Here is a 15,236-nt window from a genome sequence, read left to right as displayed (position 1 = left end):
ACTGATTCGCCGGCGAGCTAAATAGAATCTCGTAAGTTACGGGTTTTCCCAGCCCTTCACAAGACCCGCCACATTAATCCGGCAAAGCCCAACAGGTAGAACAAAAACGCGGCGAACACGCCAATCGCAAATCCGTTGTAGGTGTTCCGCAGCATGGTTCCCACTGCGGCTCCAAACGCCGCCGCGGCAACCGTCGAATAGACGAATCGCAGCACCATGAACGACTGCGTTTGAAATGGCTCGTACGGCGATTTAGCAAACGCCGCCACCGCGAATCCGCATCCGATGCAGAGAAAGAACACGATGACAAGCAGACGACCAAGGCTGAATTGAAACCACTTCATGACCGCACTGCTTGATCGTTTACTCTTTCTCGCTCGATTCCAGCACCGCCAAAAACGCCTTTTGCGGAATGTCGACGCTGCCGATCGATTTCATCCGTTTCCGCCTTTTCCGCTGCTGAGTGAAGTTTTCCTACAAGCCCAACGAAACTTTCAAACATTTGTCCACGTGGCCCATCATCGAAGCGGGCAACGAGCCAATTTTTCGGATGACGAACTGCGTGTCGACAGTCACCAAATTTCCGCATTGAACGGCCGAATCGAATAGCAGGCCTGACTGTGCACCGTCGCTGGTGGCAATGCTAATCAACAGTTGTGTCGGCTCGGACTGAGCGCGGACGACATTGCTCGAAATGGCCGCCACAATCGTATCGTTTAATCGTCGATTGTTGGCATCGTTCTGCACCACCAAACAGGGGCGCACTTTAGAGCCAGTTCGGTCGGAGAACAAATAATTGACCAGCACCACATCACCGCGGCGGACCTTCATGGGCATGCCTAAGAGCGATGTTCGTCATATCGATCGTAAGCGTCCATGGCCGGATCGTTCCAGCCGGCGCGCCGGCCCAATTCTTGAAGCTGAAATCGTTGTTCTTCAACACTCAGCGGTTCTTCTTCGAACAGCGGTTTTAATCTGCGATACAGGTCTTCGCTGACCAAAAAAAACATCTTGCCAGTAACGGGGTGCACCGCTTGCAGCGGCACATTTCCCTGCTCGTCGAGTGCCTTGGCAAAGTCGTCGCTTAATGGAATAGCCATACCGAAAGTGTATCACGACAGTGTGTGAAAGGCTAGCAAAAGTTGCTCATGGTTTACTCCTTATCCCCCGATTCCAGCACGGCCAAAAACGCCTTTTGCGGAATGTCGACGCTGCCGATCGATTTCATCCGCTTCTTTCCCTCGCGCTGCTTGGCCCATAGCTTGCGCTTGCGGGTGATGTCGCCGCCGTAGCATTTGGCGGTCACGTTTTTGCGCATGGCAGAAATGGTTTCACGGGCAATAATGCGGCTGCCGATGGCCGCTTGCAGCGCGATTTCGAACATGTGCCGATCGATTTCGGTCCGCAGCTTTTTCACGATGGCCCGGCCGCGCCGGTCTGCATCGCGCCGGTCGCAAATGATGGATAAAGCATCCACTTTCTTCCCGCCCACCAAAATATCCATCCGCACCAAATCGGCGGGCACGTACCCAATCAGTTCGTAATCCATGGTGCCATAACCGCGGGTTACGCTTTTCAGCTTGTCGTGCAGATCGTAGATGACTTCGGCCAGCGGCAGGTCGAAGGTGATCATCGCCCGCGTGGGGCCGAGATATTCGGTCCGTTTGTACGTGCCGCGGCGATCGGTGCACAACTGCATGACCGGGCCAATATATTCCACCGGCAGCACAAAGTTGACGCGCACCATGGGCTGGCGGAATTCCTCGATCTCGCCGGCATCGGGCACATCTTGCGGGTTGTGAATTTCCAACGTCTCGCCGGTGCGAGTCGTTAGTTGGTACGTCACGTTCGGCGCCGTTTGCACCAAATCTAAATCGGCCTCCTGTTCCAGCCGCTGCTGAATAATTTCCATGTGCAATAAACCCAGGAAGCCGCAACGGAAGCCAAAGCCGAGCGCCTCGCTGGTTTCAGGCGTGAATTCAAAACTGGGATCATTGATGGCCAACTTGCTAAGTGCATCGCGCAGCTCCTCGAAGTTTTCCCCATCGGACGGATACAATCCGCAGTAAACCATTCGCTGTGGCGGACGATACCCCGGCAGCGCCGGCGCGGCGTTGTCGCCGGGTATGGTGACGGTGTCGCCGATGTGAATATCTTTGATATCTTTGATGTTGCAGATCAAATAGCCGACTTCGCCGGCCACCAGTTTTTCCACCGCTTTGCGTTCCGGCACAAATTGGCCCAGCTCCAAAACTTCGTACGTGGCTTCGGCTTTGAGGAAGCGAATTTTTTGCCCTTTTTCGGCCGTGCCTTGCATTAGCCGCACGTAAGCAATGGCGCCGCGGTAATCGTCGTAGTGTGAATCGAACAGCATGGCTTGCAGCGGCGCGGCCGGATCGCCGGTGGGCGGCGGAACCCGGTGCACAATGGCTTCCAGCAATTCGGCGACGCCAGCACCCGTTTTACCGCTGGTGTGCAACACTTCGTCGGCCTTGATGCCCAACACTTGCTCCATTTCCAGCGTCACTTCATCGGGCCGAGCATTTTTAAGATCGACCTTATTCAGCACCGGCACGATTACCAAATTATGTTCCATGGCCGCCAAGGCGTTGGCCACGGTTTGAGCTTCCACGCCCTGAAAGGCATCGACCAACAGCACCGCCCCTTCGCAGCAGTTCAGGCTGCGCGAAACCTCGTAATGAAAATCGACATGGCCGGGCGTATCGATCAAATTCAGCTCGTACTCTTCGCCTTGATGCTTGTAGCGCATCGAAACGGCGCGGGCTTTAATCGTAATGCCGCGTTCGCGTTCAATCGCCATGTCGTCCAGCAGTTGCTCCTGCATCGCGCGCTTTTGGACGGTGCCTGTGAGCTCGATCAGCCGGTCGGCCAGCGTGCTTTTGCCGTGATCGATGTGGGCAATGATGCAGAAATTACGAATGTGGGCGTTATCGGGCATGGGGTGGATGGAGATTCAAAGGTCGATATTCAAACGTGGGAGCCGGGTTGTCCGCAGCCCGGTGCTTCGTCATTAAGCTGCGGCCGGCCGTCGCACTGGGGTGCGATCCATGGAAGGCATTACAAATTGTGTTGCCAAGACATCTTACGTGCAAACGCCGCTGGGGCCAACCCGTTTTTGCATCCCACCAGCGCTGCTTGTCTTGATCGGAGCTAGTTTATAAATCTTTGTCGCCGGTAATTGCGTTGAATGCACGGCAGGCATAAACTCAGCGTCATGAACGAAATCAAGCAACTCGAACAAGATATTCTGCAAAAAATCAACCAGCTCAACGAGCTGCACAAAAATGCCGCGCCCACTGTCGGAAACCCGCGGATTCGCCAAGGCCTTGATTGGGCCCGACGATCGGCTTCTCGGCTTTACGGTTTTTGGCGCCGAGGCCAGCGAAATGATGAACGTCGTTCAAACCGCCATGCTCGGCAACATGCCATACACTGCGCTCCGTGATGCCATTTTCACGCATCCCACCGCCGCCGAAGGCCTGATTGGCATGTTCTCCAATCCGCCGATTGTCCCATAGCGCAATTGAATTGCCGTCCGTCCACGATCATTGCGGCGCGAGAGGCTAACACAAAATCGAGTGCCGCATCGCCCCCACATTTCGCAAAGGCAGTATCGCGGCGAAATAATTTCATGGCGGATTTACTGGCTCCGCAATCGCACGCTGGTTGAGCTGACCCACTCATCGCTCGCAGAATCGTATCCATCATATTGGACTAGTTCCAAGCCGTACCAGGCTTTGAGTACCAGGGCGGGATACCACTGGCCGTCGGTTTGCCATTGCACGTCAACCTTGTCCCCTTGTGCGAATTGCGCCGGCTGGTAGGGACGGGTTTGTTCACGGCTAATCCATTCGTCTGCGGAATCGTCGAAGTGAACGTAATGCACCTCCACCTGATCTTCCTCGAGGTCGATGACTTTCGCCTTATACCACTTGCCGTTTGATTCAGCTTCAATCCGCTGGCCGACGCCAGGCTTCACTTCTCCTTCGACTGCGGCCAGACGCGCGTTTCGTGGGAAATTGTCGGCCGCCGCAAACATTGCTTTTTGCCCTTCGATAAAGGCCAACTGCAGCTCGGTATAGTGGGCCAGTTCGTCTAGTTCGATCACGTGGTCATCGTTCAAATCGACTTCCGGCTCGCCGCGCAAGCCGGCCAACAGGCAATCGCTGAACGTCCAATTTCCCGTGGACGTATTGTGCGAGTACGACGAGGTAAGCGTCGCATATTTGATGCGTGAATCCCGGTGTTGCAGCACGCCATCGTACAGGGCGCCCGAATGGCAACAATCGGCCAATAACAGCGCCCGATTACCATGAAAATGTTGTTCGATGGCGGCAAAAATGCTGGGCACGCTCCAGGCGCTCTCATAAGTTTCGCCGGCATCGTAATTGGCAAACCAAGTCTCGTTGGTATCCGCGTTTCGGCAGCCATGCCCGCAAAAATAAAACATCAGCAAATCGCCATGATGGGTTGCGTCGAGCAGTTTGCAAAAAGCCTGCTGGATGCGATTTTTGGTCGCCTCGGCATCGCACAAATAGACAATGCGATCCTCCGGCACGCCGACTTCGCGAAAGTATTCAACCAACTGCTGGTCGCGGCGATCCTTCTGGCATTCCGGAAACGAACTCCAAATTTCCGGATGCTGCCATTGGAGCAGCCCCACAATAAACACACTGGTGTGCTCCGGATTCCAATCTAGTTGGGGTTCCGCGTGTAATTGGCCGGCCGTAGTCCAAGCGGTAATTGCCGTCACGAGCGCGAGCCATCGGATGCGTTTCATCGCTAGAGTTCCGTGCAGGAATTTGGCAATCTCAATTCACTGCACAACTCTAGCACGCTCCTGCCACTTGGCCTGACCTAGGATCGCTGACGGAAACAGTTGCCAAACGGCTAAGTTGGCGCAAATATGCCTGCTCGTGCTGCGCGAGTATCGCTCCCACTGGGCAGGTGTTTTAAGACCGGCTGATTTGACCCGGCGGCACAATGTGGCCGCGGCGCAACAGCTTGAGCGTATAAATAGTCGGTGGGCACAAGCGGCGACGCACGGCGTCGGCAATCGCCAGCGCCACAATCACGGGCAAAACGACGTTGTAGTCGCGCGTCATTTCGAACAGCATGACAATGGCCGTCAGCATCGCGCCAGTGGCACTGCCAACCATGGCGGCCATGCCGACGACGGCCATCGCCGGCGGCGAAAGCTGAAAGTGTGGAATCCATTGAATCGTAATCGCGCCCAGTGCTGCGCCTGCCGTTGCGCCCAAATACAACAGCGGCGAAAACACGCCTCCCGAAGCGCCCGATCCTAGCGTCCAACCTGTGGCCAGCAGCTTGGCGACGACCAAAATGCACAGCAACATCGGTGCGGTTAGCGTGCCGTGCAATACGTTGTCAATCGTGGCATAGCCAACGCCTTGCACGAAATAATGCCCACCGCCATCGAGATTCGCCGTTTTGGTCATCAGTGCGTACATCAGCACGCCCAAGCCCAGCATGCCCAGCATGTGGCGGGTGTAATAATTGCCCGGCAGCCAATCGAAGCCATCTTCAAACCAATACACACAGCGCACAAACAGGGCGGCCAACAATCCGAACAGCAATCCGGCCACGACGAGCACCGGCACCAAATCGAGGTGTTCCAGCGTAAAATCCGGCACGCGCAACTCCGGCACGTTGAAAGCTGGAAACGTGCCGAAGCACAGCCTGCCAATGTGGGTGGCCACAATCACCGCCAGCGCCACGGGAAACAACGTGGCCGCGCTAACGACGGGCAACAACAACTCCACGGCGAACAAAATTCCGCCGACGGGCGTGTTGAATGTAGCGGCAATGCCTGCCCCGCCGCCGGCCGCAATCAACGTGATGCGCTGCGTGGCCGTCATTTTGACGACTTGTCCCAGTGTCGAGCCGAAGGCCGCGCCAATTTGAATAATCGGTCCTTCGCGTCCCACCGAGCCGCCGCTGCCAATCGACAAGCCCGAAGCCAGCGATTTCACCGCCGCCACAATGGGGCGAATGATGCCTTTGTCGTAATTAATGGCGTCGATCACTTCCGGCACGCCATGCCCTTTGGCCTCGGGCGCAAACTTTTGCACCAACCAGGCCACGCCCACGGCGCCGATCACGGGCACAAAAATCACCAACCACGGGGCGTCGGAAATCCAAAACGGCGGCGTGTGTTGATTGGCGTCGTACGAGAGCGACAGTTTTCCTAAAAACAGCAAATTGTGAAACAAGCTAATGAGGGCGCGAAAGAAAACCGCGCCCAAGCCGGCAATCAGACCAACCGCCAAGGCCAACCCGGCCACCAGCGTGCCGCTACGCGGAGGCGGTTCAGGCTGCGGCGGCTGCGTAGAAGGGAGTTCAGACTTCAGCAGTTCAGATTTCGCGGGTTGAGACTGCGGAGTTGGCTGGCCGGCAGCAGCGGGTTGCGTGTGAGGTGCGTCCATTCCAAAAACTACCTGCGGCATCCTTGCGGATAAAAGCCGGGCTAGGGGGCAACGACCGGCAGGCCCTGATGAAATTCAATTTTGCTGGGTTCGCCGGACGGAGTCCAGGTGGTCCACACGCCATCCATTTGCCCATCGACAAAGCGGCCTTCCATTTCTTTTTGTCCGTCAGAGTACCAGAAAGTCCACAAGCCTTCTTCCCGACCGTGATCGTAGCTGCCCAAGCTAAGCTTGTTGCCGTTGGGATGATATTGAATCCAGGGGCCATGTCGCTGGTCATCGAGCATAACACCTTGGGTTTCCATTTTGCCATTGTGGTGCCAACTGATCCACAGGCCTTCCCGCATGTCGTTGATGTAACTCCCCACGGTTTGCAGCACGCCGTCTTCGTAGGTATATCGCCACGATTGACCGCGGGGAAACTCGCCGTAGTCGGTATATTGCCGGCCGTTCAGACCGTGGCTTTCCGCCCAGGGGCGCGGATCGTGCACAATCATTACATCGCCTGGTTGGCGAATTTTATTGAAGTACGCCTGCAAGATGCTGTGCGAAGGGGAGAGCGGAAAATTCACTTCTTCGTAACCCATGAAGCCCACCGTTTTGGGCTCCTCGCCCGGCCGATATAAAACGGCAAACGGATTGTTCGGCACATAGATGCAATAGGAAAGATACGCCGCAATGCCGTTCACATAGTACGCGGCAGGCAAGAGTAGCACCGCCAGCGTGGCAATTTTCGCCACCCAATTGCTCTTTCGGAAAGTCACCAGGCGCGATTCGCGCCACGGCAAAATCAGAGCAAACCCCGCCAGCGCCAACATCATATTCCAGCCCAGCAAATTGCAGTGCGGGCCCAAGCAATTCCAAATGATAATGCTCGTGTGCATGCCCAACGCTGCAATTGCCACCACCCAGCGAGCACGCGGCACGAAGCACAATATTCCCAGCGAAACTTCCGTGACGGCAATCACCCAACCCAGCGCCATGCCAAAGCCATGCGAAGTCCACCAATGATGCTCGCCCGGAAAAAAACGAAGCAAATCGTTGGGAATCACTTCGGAACGAAAACCGGGCATGCCGTCGGGCTTGATAAAGTCGATAATCAGTTTGTGAAAGCCGGCCCAAAACCATAGCGCAATCAAATTGGCGCGCCCCACCAACTGCGCATTCACGCCCGGCAGGGTGGCCAACATCAAAAACCATAACACGTAATGCGGTTGCAGGCGAGTTCGATCAAAAAACACACTCGCGACCAATAACGTGCCAAGCGCTGCCAGGCCCGCGCGTGGAAAAATCAAAATCGAAAGAATTGCCGCCACAATGAGCCAGCCGAAATCGATTTGCGGCAGACTGTCCCACACCGGCAGCATGGGCGCAAGCTGCGAATCACTGGGCCGTGTTTCCCAGGCGTTGGAATTGGCCGGCGTAGCAAACGACCACGGATGCCAGTTCGGATCGGAGCGATCTTGCCACACATTCCAGGTAACCGCCACCGTGTACAACGATGCCGCCACCAACAGCCAGCGATAAGCCACCAAGTACCATTGCGGCCCGCGCGGCAAGGGAATCGCCGTGGCGAAATGCGCTAGCCCAGCCGGCTTGGCGTGTGCGGAGAAAGTAGACGGCGGTTGTTCGACGACCAAAGGCATACGCAATCACACGGTCAGTGGAGTCAGGATCGGTAGCAACAAAACCAGCGCACAGAGATCGTCGCCCCACAAGCCTCCAAGGCATGGCTTTTGGACCTACATCTCTATTTTGCTCGGCAATCGCCACTCGTACATGGCTTTCAACTCAAAAATACCCTCTTTTTCTTGCTTTGCCTAAAGCCCCTTATTATGCTGGAAATTGCGTAAATTGAACGAAACTTCGTGTCTTCCTGCTCGTGATCTTCGATGCCTTCGTGGTTTGCAAGGTTCTTTGCAGCCGGGCAACATTCAGGCGCCAAGACAAGCGGCCGCTAGACACATATTCCCAAATCAAAGACACGCTCCCATCTGGGCCTCGACTTGACTTCAATCTCGCGATGTTGGGTGGGAGCGTACCGGACACTTTCGTAGCACGCCATTAGGGAGAAACGGCACATGCCTCGCTCTTGTTTGCAACGGTTTTATCGTTCGGTCTGGCTGTCGGCATGGGTGGCGGCGGGTTGCCTGCTTGTGCAGATTGAATCTGGCCATGCGCAAACCACCAGCACCACATCCACTTCCACCTCGACCACGTCCACTTCGACCAGCTCAACCAGCACCAGCACGAGCGCCAACCTCTTCGGCGCGGCGGGTGTTGTCGTCGATGCCAATGGTGTGTTGCGGACCGAAATGTTTCCCGATGTCACCGGCCAACTGGCGCGGCAGCGCATTGCCGCCGCCCGCGCCGTACTGGCGGCGACCAATCCCAACGTCGTGAAGCCCAGCCCGCTGCGCAAAATTTCGCTCAATCGCCTGGAAGCTGCCTTCAAGCAGCGGCAAGATACTGGCCTGCCTGTCAGCGAAGAAATGAAATACCTCGCCGGCCTGACGCGCCTGCAGTTCGTCTTCTACTATCCCGATACGAAAGATATCGTCATCGCCGGGCCGGCCGAAGGCTGGATGCCCGATCAAGCGGGCCGCGTGCGCGGCCTGAACTCGCTGCGCCCCGTGATCGAGCTGGACGATTTGGTTACCGCCTTGCGGGCTTTCCCGCCGCAGGGTAAGCTGACTTCGCAAATTAGCTGTTCGATCGATCCTACGCAGGAAGGGCTGGCGAAAATGCAGCAATTTCTGCGAGATGTCGGCTCGCGATTCTCCGCCGAAAATGCCCAAGGCGACGCGCAGTACATTATCTCCGGGCTGAAAGAAAACCTCGGCCCGCAGCAAATTCACATCAAAGGCGTGCCGGCCGATACGCACTTTGCACAAGTACTGGTCGAGGCAGACTACCGCATGAAGCTCATCGGCATCGGCCTGGAGCATCCACCCATAAGGCAATTGATTAGCTGGGTCGATCGCGTGAATCCCGTGGCAGTCAACCGCAATGCGTTGCAGCGCTGGTTCTTTGTGCCCGAGTATGAATGCGTGCGGGAAACCGCCGACGATTGCGCGATGGAGCTGCAAGGCAACGGCGTGAAGTTGGTCAACGCCGACGAGGTTGTTGCCCCCGATGGAACCCGCGCTCCGTCCACCACCATCGACGGCGCCAGCCGCGCCTTTACCGAAGGCTTCACGAAAAAATACGCGGAGCTGGCGGCCGTTTCGCCGGTGTATGCCCAGTTGCGAAACTGCATCGATTTAGCCGTCGCCGCCGCCTTCATTCAAGCCAAAAATTATTACGGCAAGTCTGGCTGGAACATGCCGCTGTTGGGCGAAGAAGGCGTGTATCATGTCGAAACGCTTGTCGCTCCGCAGCAAGTTGATTGCATCGTCAATGGCCTGTGGCGCGGACATACCTTGATGACTCCCATCGGCGGCGGCGTGAACATTCAGCCCCGCAAAGCTCTTGCCCCCGACAATCTGCTGCACGATGACGACGGCAAAGTCGGCCAGGCGCACGATCAGGTCGATCTGAAAAGCCTGAAGCCCGACCAGTGGTGGTGGGACTAGTGCGGGCAGAATGACGAATGGCAAAATCCCAATGACCAATGGTCGTTGGATTTGCCCACATTGGTCATTGGTCATTCTCTCCTCTGGACCAGCACCACGCGCAAATCGCACGCGTTGGTTTGCGTCGGTCCGGTTTGAATCAATCCGCCCAGCGGCTCGAAAAAGTGGTAAGCATCGTTGCGGCGGAGAAAATCGGCCGCGTTTAATTCGCGGCGTGTTGCTTCCCTGGCAGTGTGCGAATCGATCATTGCTCCCGCGGCATCGGTTGGGCCATCTTCGCCATCGGTGCCGCCGGAAAGAATGACAATTCCGTTGGCTGCCGTGTCAGTATTTTGCGCGTTCAACTCTTGCAGCCGCACTAGCGCCGCCAGCACCGTTTGCTGATTGCGGCCGCCTAAGCCGCGCTCCGCTTCCGCAACCAGTTGAACCGTCCCTTCGCCGCCGCTAATTAAACAGTTGGTTCCTGGCGTGCCGCGCATGTGTATGGCCATCTCGGCCAGGTGCCGGCCAATGGGCTCGACCGCTCCTTCCGGCTTCCGCGCGCAAGTCAGCGCCTGAATATATCCCAGCCGCTCCGCTTGTTGCCCGGCCGCATCGACCGCCATGGCATTGTTGCCGATGATGAAATTCTGCACCGTACAAGTTGGTTGATCTAGTTGGCCTTGAGCGCTCGCTTTGCGGCTTAGCGCCTCGAACACCGCCGCTGGCACGCCCGCTTGCCGGGCCGGAAATTTCTCCAGCACCGCCAGCGCTTCTTGCGGCGTGGAAGTGTCCGGCGCCGTCGGGCCAGAGGCAATTAAATCCAAAGGGTCACCCGGTATATCAGAAATGATGAGCGCAATCATCCGGCTGGCACGACAAACTCGCGCTAAGCCGCCGCCTTTAATGCGGCTGAGTTGCTTGCGGACCGTATTGAGTTCGGTGATGTTCGCTCCGGCCGCGCTGAGAAATCGCGTGACCGCTAATTTATCGGCCAGCGAAATGCCTTCCGCAGGCGCCGGCAACAAAGCCGATCCGCCGCCGGAAATAAGCGCAATGCACAAATCGTCCGGACCCAACGACGAGACCATTCGCAAAATTTCTTCCGCACCCGCCACTCCTTCCGCCGTCGGCTCATTGATTCCCGCCGGCCGCGCCGCATGCAAATGAATCCGCCGCATCACTCCCTCTCCCCTTGCGGGAGAGGGTTGAGGTGAGGGGTACTGCCGCACACAATCCGCCGGCACATTCACCCAACCCACAAGCTGCTTCTCCTCCATCAGCGATTGGCCCAAAATTTCCTCGAGCGCCGCCGCCATTCCCGCCCCGGCTTTGCCCGCCCCCACCACGGCGATCCGCCGCACTGAATTCAAATCAAGCCGCTCAAATTCTTCTGGCGCTTCATAAGCCGCATTGCCAATGACCAGCGTGCTTCCCTCCACCCGCACCGCCGTGTGCATCAGCCGCTCACTCCGCACCGCTTCCAAGCCGGCTTGCCAAATACGAAGTGCATCCGCACGAAGTTTGGAGCTGTCTTGCGTCATGGAATAAACGCCCAAAACATTTAGCCCCGGTGAACACCCCCGGGGCAATACTGCATCCATCAGGCGTGAACTGGAGCTGCTCCCGCAGCCTCACTCGTACCCATAGCGCTCAAAATAATCTCCCCAGCGACGGCGGATTTCGCTGCGCAGCTCCGGCTCGAATTCGTGCTTGTTGGTTTTGTAATCTTTCTGGGAGCCGACATGGGCTTGCATCAAGGGCGCGACCTTGTCGAAATCGCCCAAATTCAACTGCTCGTAAATTTTGCGAATTTCGCCCAGCGGATCGCGGACCAGGTCTTCGTACTTCAACTCGCAAATTTGATTGCTGGGAATGGCAGCCCGCTGCTTGTTGAACCCCCGATACATCCGCTCGAAAGTTGCCAGAATGTACTCGTCTAAATTTTTGTGATTGGGGTGTTGAAAACTTTGCGCCCAATCCAAGGCTACCCATAGCCGCCGCGTGCTGGGGAAAACATCGTAGGGGTCGCGCACAATATGAATGAATTTCGCTCCGGGAAACAGCCGGGCCAGCTCTTCGATGCGGCCCGTGTGCGGCGGCGATTTCATCATCAACTGCTTCTGTTTTTTGAAAGTCAGAATTTGAACAAATCGCCGCAGATCGAATCTCCAGCGCTCTAAATCATCCCCCGCGCAACCTTCCATGTCGAGAAACTCGTTGAAAGGCGGCGGCTCGTTCGGAAATGCACAGCGATAATACGGCGTAGGCCCACCCATCGCCACAATGGCAAACTCATCTTCCTGCGGCCGATACCAGCCCATCGGCATGTTGTCCATCGGTCGTTTGCGCGGCAATAGGGGCCACAGCAAAATGGGGGCAATCCAGCCGGAAATCAGCAGATGATTTGGCTCGTAGCATTCGTAAAAGGTGGGATACGCAAATTGCGTATCGCGGACCATCAGTTCGTGCAAATAGGTGGTTCCGCTGCGCCAATGGCCGATGATGAACACCGGCGGATGCTTAATTTCCGTGGCGGCAATGCGACGACCATAAATCAGCCGCTGCAAAAAAGCCCCCGCCGAATTGATGACGGCGCACAGCGTAATAATTAGCGCCATGGCCATCCGCAGGGGATGAATGCGGAACCGGCCCCGCGCCAACATCCGCAGCCAATCGCTCATACACATGCCGTGCCAGAACCGTGGCGACCAGAAGTGATAAGTATTGAGCTTCAGCTTTTTTTTAAGCGGCTTCGATGGTTGAATGCCTGTGGACATGGAAAGCCTCTGTAACAGAATGCGAATCGTCCATTGTAGCCCAAGCTTCGTTGCATGGCATCCGGGGATTGAAGTGCCTGCAAGCATTTGCGAAACTACAAAACTTCAAAATTCAATCGCATCTTTCTGTGCCCGGCCTATGAAGTTCTTCGCCTTCCACTTGATGCCCTGGGATCGCCTGCCGGCCGATTTTTCCACCAAGTACGAATCGGCCTGGACCTGGCTTCCCAACAGCATTTATGACCCCGAGCATGGGCACGAGCTGTATAACCGCTATCTCGACGAGCTGGTGCTGGCCGACGAGTTAGGCTTCGACGGCGTGTGCATCAACGAGCACCATCAAAACGCCTACGGCACCATGCCCAGCCCCAACTTAATGGGCGCTATTCTCGCCCGGCAAACCAAGCGGGTGAAAATTGCCGTGATTGGTAACGCCTTGCCGCTGTACAACCCGCCGACGCGCGTGGCGGAAGAGTTCGCCATGATCGATGTGATCAGTGGCGGACGATTGATTGCCGGATTGGTGGTGGGCGGCGGCCCGGAATATTACAGCTTCACTATTAATCCGACGTACGCCCGCAGCATGTATTCCGAGGCGGTCGATTTGGTGATTCGAGCCTGGACGGAGCCGGGTCCGTTTGAGCATTACGGCAAGCACTGGAAACTGAAGTACGTGAACCCGTGGCCGCGGCCGCTGCAAAAACCGCATCCGCCGATTTGGATTCCCGGCGCCGGCAGCAAGGAAACCATTGAATACGTGGCGGCCAAACGGTGGAGCTACATGGGCATTCCATATTTCCACATCGATTTCTTCCAGCGCAACTTCGACATGTTTCGCCAATGCGCCCAAAAGAACGGTTACACGGCTGATCCAGAGCAACTGGGCTGGCTGCTGCCAATTTACGTGGCCGAAACCGACGAAAAAGCCTGGGCCGAATACGAAAAACATCTCTGGTACTTCGCCCACAATCTGCTGCGCGGCCTGACGATTTTGCCGCCAGGCTATACCAGCGCTCAATCGATCGCCGTCATCGGCCGGGCGAAAGAAAAATTCTTGAGCAACGTGAAGACCCGCGAGCAAGTGGAGCAGGGAGCGTATGCCGTGGTCGGCAGTCCGGCCACGGTGCGCGATCGGCTGAAAGAGCATGTGCAACGGCTGGGCGTCGGCAATTTGCTAGGCTTATTCCAATTGGGCAGCCTGCCGGCCGATTTGACGAAGAAAAGCATGACCCTATTTGCCCATGAAGTATTGCCGGCCCTGCGCAAAGACTTGGAACCCGCTGCGATGGCAAAATAAGAAATTGAACCGCAGAGACGCAGAGAAAACAATTCAAGACTTTCATAAGGAAGCCAGGAATCCATGAAAAGCAGATTTTTCGAGTTTTGTCGAAAGAATAATTCCGTTCCTGTCTTCCTGGATTCCTAATAAAATCCTCTCTGCGTCTCCGTGTCTCTGCGGTTAACTTGATTTTCCAATGACACAAATCCCCAATCAAACCGATTTCGTGACCGTGGCCGGCAAGAAGACGCAAGTCATGCGCGGGGGCAAGGGTCCGCCATTGGTTTATTTGCACAGCGCCGGCGGCGAAATGGATTGGACCGCCTTTCACGACGGATTAGCGCAGCACTTCAGCGTGATTGCTCCGGCACATCCGGGCTTTGCGCTTTCCGAAGGGCTGGACCAAATCGACAGCATGCAAGATTTGGCCTGGCACTATGTCGATCTGTTTGAGCAATTCGATTTGCGCGGCGTGCCGGTCGTCGGCTTTTCGCTGGGCGCGTGGCTGGCAGTGGAGTTGGCGATTTTGCGGCCCGAGCTCGTTAGCAAGCTGGTGATGGTGGACGCCGCCGGACTGCACGTTCCCGATGCGCCAATGGCGGAGTGGTTTATTGACGATCTGACGAAATTGCGGAACATGTTGTTTTTCGATCCGGCTGGCCCGGTGGCGCTGGAAGTTGCCCCGCTGGAACCTTCGGAAATTCAACTGCTCATGTTTTTGCGGGCCCGGGAAGCGACGGCCCGCGTGGGTTGGAATCCGTACCTGCATAATCCGAAATTGCCGCATCATTTGCAGCGCGTGCAATGTCCGACGCTAATCATTTGGGGCCGGGACGACAAATTGATTCCGCTGGCACACGGCCGTTTTTATGCCGAGCAGATTTCCGGTGCGCGGCTGGAAGTGCTCAACGAATGCGGCCACATGCTGCCGTATGAAAAAACCGCTGACTTTGTTCGCCTGGTGGCGGAATTTGCCGGGCGTTGATCAGCTTAACCGCAGAGGCGCGGAGACGCAGAGAGGAATGGCAATCGATTTTTATCAGGAAGCCAGGAATCTATGAAAGGCAGATTTCTGAGCTCAGTCGCCAACAATAATTCCGTTCCTGTCTTCCTGCCTTCCTAATAAATTTTCTCTGCTTCTGGTGTGGTTCAAAAA

Annotated in this window: 13 protein-coding genes; 4 read left to right on the top strand and 9 right to left on the bottom strand. The window is 56.3% G+C overall.

Annotated features, from left to right (window positions below):
* Positions 1-56: 56 nt before the first annotated feature.
* The 4 genes from VFE46_05800 to lepA all read right to left on the bottom strand — a co-directional run bounded on the left by VFE46_05800 (position 57) and on the right by lepA (position 2,959).
* Positions 57-344 carry a hypothetical protein gene (locus tag VFE46_05800; GenBank protein HZZ27504.1) on the bottom strand — a complete coding sequence of 96 codons (288 nt, stop codon included), beginning with the start codon at positions 342-344 and terminating at the stop codon, positions 57-59.
* A 130-nt stretch (positions 345-474) separates the two neighbouring features.
* Positions 475-831: a type II toxin-antitoxin system PemK/MazF family toxin gene (locus tag VFE46_05795; GenBank protein HZZ27503.1), complete on the bottom strand. Its 357-nt coding sequence runs from the start codon at positions 829-831 to the stop codon at positions 475-477.
* Positions 832-839: 8 nt separating this feature from the next.
* On the bottom strand, positions 840-1,100 hold the full coding sequence (locus tag VFE46_05790; protein HZZ27502.1) for a hypothetical protein: 261 nt from the start codon (positions 1,098-1,100) through the stop codon (positions 840-842).
* A gap of 53 nt (positions 1,101-1,153) precedes the next feature.
* Positions 1,154-2,959 carry a translation elongation factor 4 gene (gene lepA, locus VFE46_05785; protein HZZ27501.1) on the bottom strand — a complete coding sequence of 602 codons (1,806 nt, stop codon included), beginning with the start codon at positions 2,957-2,959 and terminating at the stop codon, positions 1,154-1,156.
* Between the two features lie 346 nt (positions 2,960-3,305).
* On the opposite strand from lepA, the gene VFE46_05780 reads away from it, so the two are divergent.
* Positions 3,306-3,539 carry a hypothetical protein gene (locus VFE46_05780; protein ID HZZ27500.1) on the top strand — a complete coding sequence of 78 codons (234 nt, stop codon included), beginning with the start codon at positions 3,306-3,308 and terminating at the stop codon, positions 3,537-3,539.
* A 122-nt stretch (positions 3,540-3,661) separates the two neighbouring features.
* Here the strand turns inward: VFE46_05780 and VFE46_05775 are convergent, their stop codons facing one another.
* The 3 genes from VFE46_05775 to VFE46_05765 form a co-directional block, all read right to left on the bottom strand.
* A complete protein-coding gene (locus VFE46_05775) occupies positions 3,662-4,801 on the bottom strand; it encodes an agenet domain-containing protein (GenBank protein HZZ27499.1) in 1,140 nt (379 codons plus the stop codon).
* Between the two features lie 172 nt (positions 4,802-4,973).
* Positions 4,974-6,467, bottom strand: a complete 1,494-nt coding sequence (locus tag VFE46_05770; protein ID HZZ27498.1) for a chloride channel protein — start codon at positions 6,465-6,467, stop codon at positions 4,974-4,976.
* A gap of 41 nt (positions 6,468-6,508) precedes the next feature.
* On the bottom strand, positions 6,509-8,113 hold the full coding sequence (locus tag VFE46_05765; protein ID HZZ27497.1) for a toxin-antitoxin system YwqK family antitoxin: 1,605 nt from the start codon (positions 8,111-8,113) through the stop codon (positions 6,509-6,511).
* Positions 8,114-8,548: 435 nt separating this feature from the next.
* Here VFE46_05765 and VFE46_05760 point away from each other — a divergent pair, with 435 nt between their 5' ends.
* Positions 8,549-10,042 (top strand): DUF1598 domain-containing protein, encoded by a 1,494-nt coding sequence (locus tag VFE46_05760; GenBank protein HZZ27496.1) that lies wholly within the window; start codon positions 8,549-8,551, stop codon positions 10,040-10,042.
* Positions 10,043-10,113: 71 nt separating this feature from the next.
* On the opposite strand, the gene VFE46_05755 is transcribed toward VFE46_05760, so the two are convergent.
* On the bottom strand, positions 10,114-11,565 hold the full coding sequence (locus VFE46_05755; GenBank protein ID HZZ27495.1) for a DUF4147 domain-containing protein: 1,452 nt from the start codon (positions 11,563-11,565) through the stop codon (positions 10,114-10,116).
* A 90-nt stretch (positions 11,566-11,655) separates the two neighbouring features.
* A complete protein-coding gene (locus tag VFE46_05750; protein HZZ27494.1) occupies positions 11,656-12,801 on the bottom strand; it encodes a sulfotransferase in 1,146 nt (381 codons plus the stop codon).
* 139 nt (positions 12,802-12,940) lie between these two features.
* On the opposite strand from VFE46_05750, the gene VFE46_05745 reads away from it, so the two are divergent.
* Together VFE46_05745 and VFE46_05740 are read left to right on the top strand one after the other, a co-directional pair.
* Positions 12,941-14,098 carry an LLM class flavin-dependent oxidoreductase gene (locus VFE46_05745; protein ID HZZ27493.1) on the top strand — a complete coding sequence of 386 codons (1,158 nt, stop codon included), beginning with the start codon at positions 12,941-12,943 and terminating at the stop codon, positions 14,096-14,098.
* A gap of 178 nt (positions 14,099-14,276) precedes the next feature.
* Positions 14,277-15,065: an alpha/beta hydrolase gene (locus VFE46_05740; GenBank protein HZZ27492.1), complete on the top strand. Its 789-nt coding sequence runs from the start codon at positions 14,277-14,279 to the stop codon at positions 15,063-15,065.
* Positions 15,066-15,236: the final 171 nt, after the last annotated feature.

This window comes from Pirellulales bacterium, assembly GCA_035656635.1.
GTDB lineage: Bacteria > Planctomycetota > Planctomycetia > Pirellulales > JADZDJ01 > DATJYL01.
This window is presented reverse-complemented; position numbering and strand designations above follow the sequence as displayed.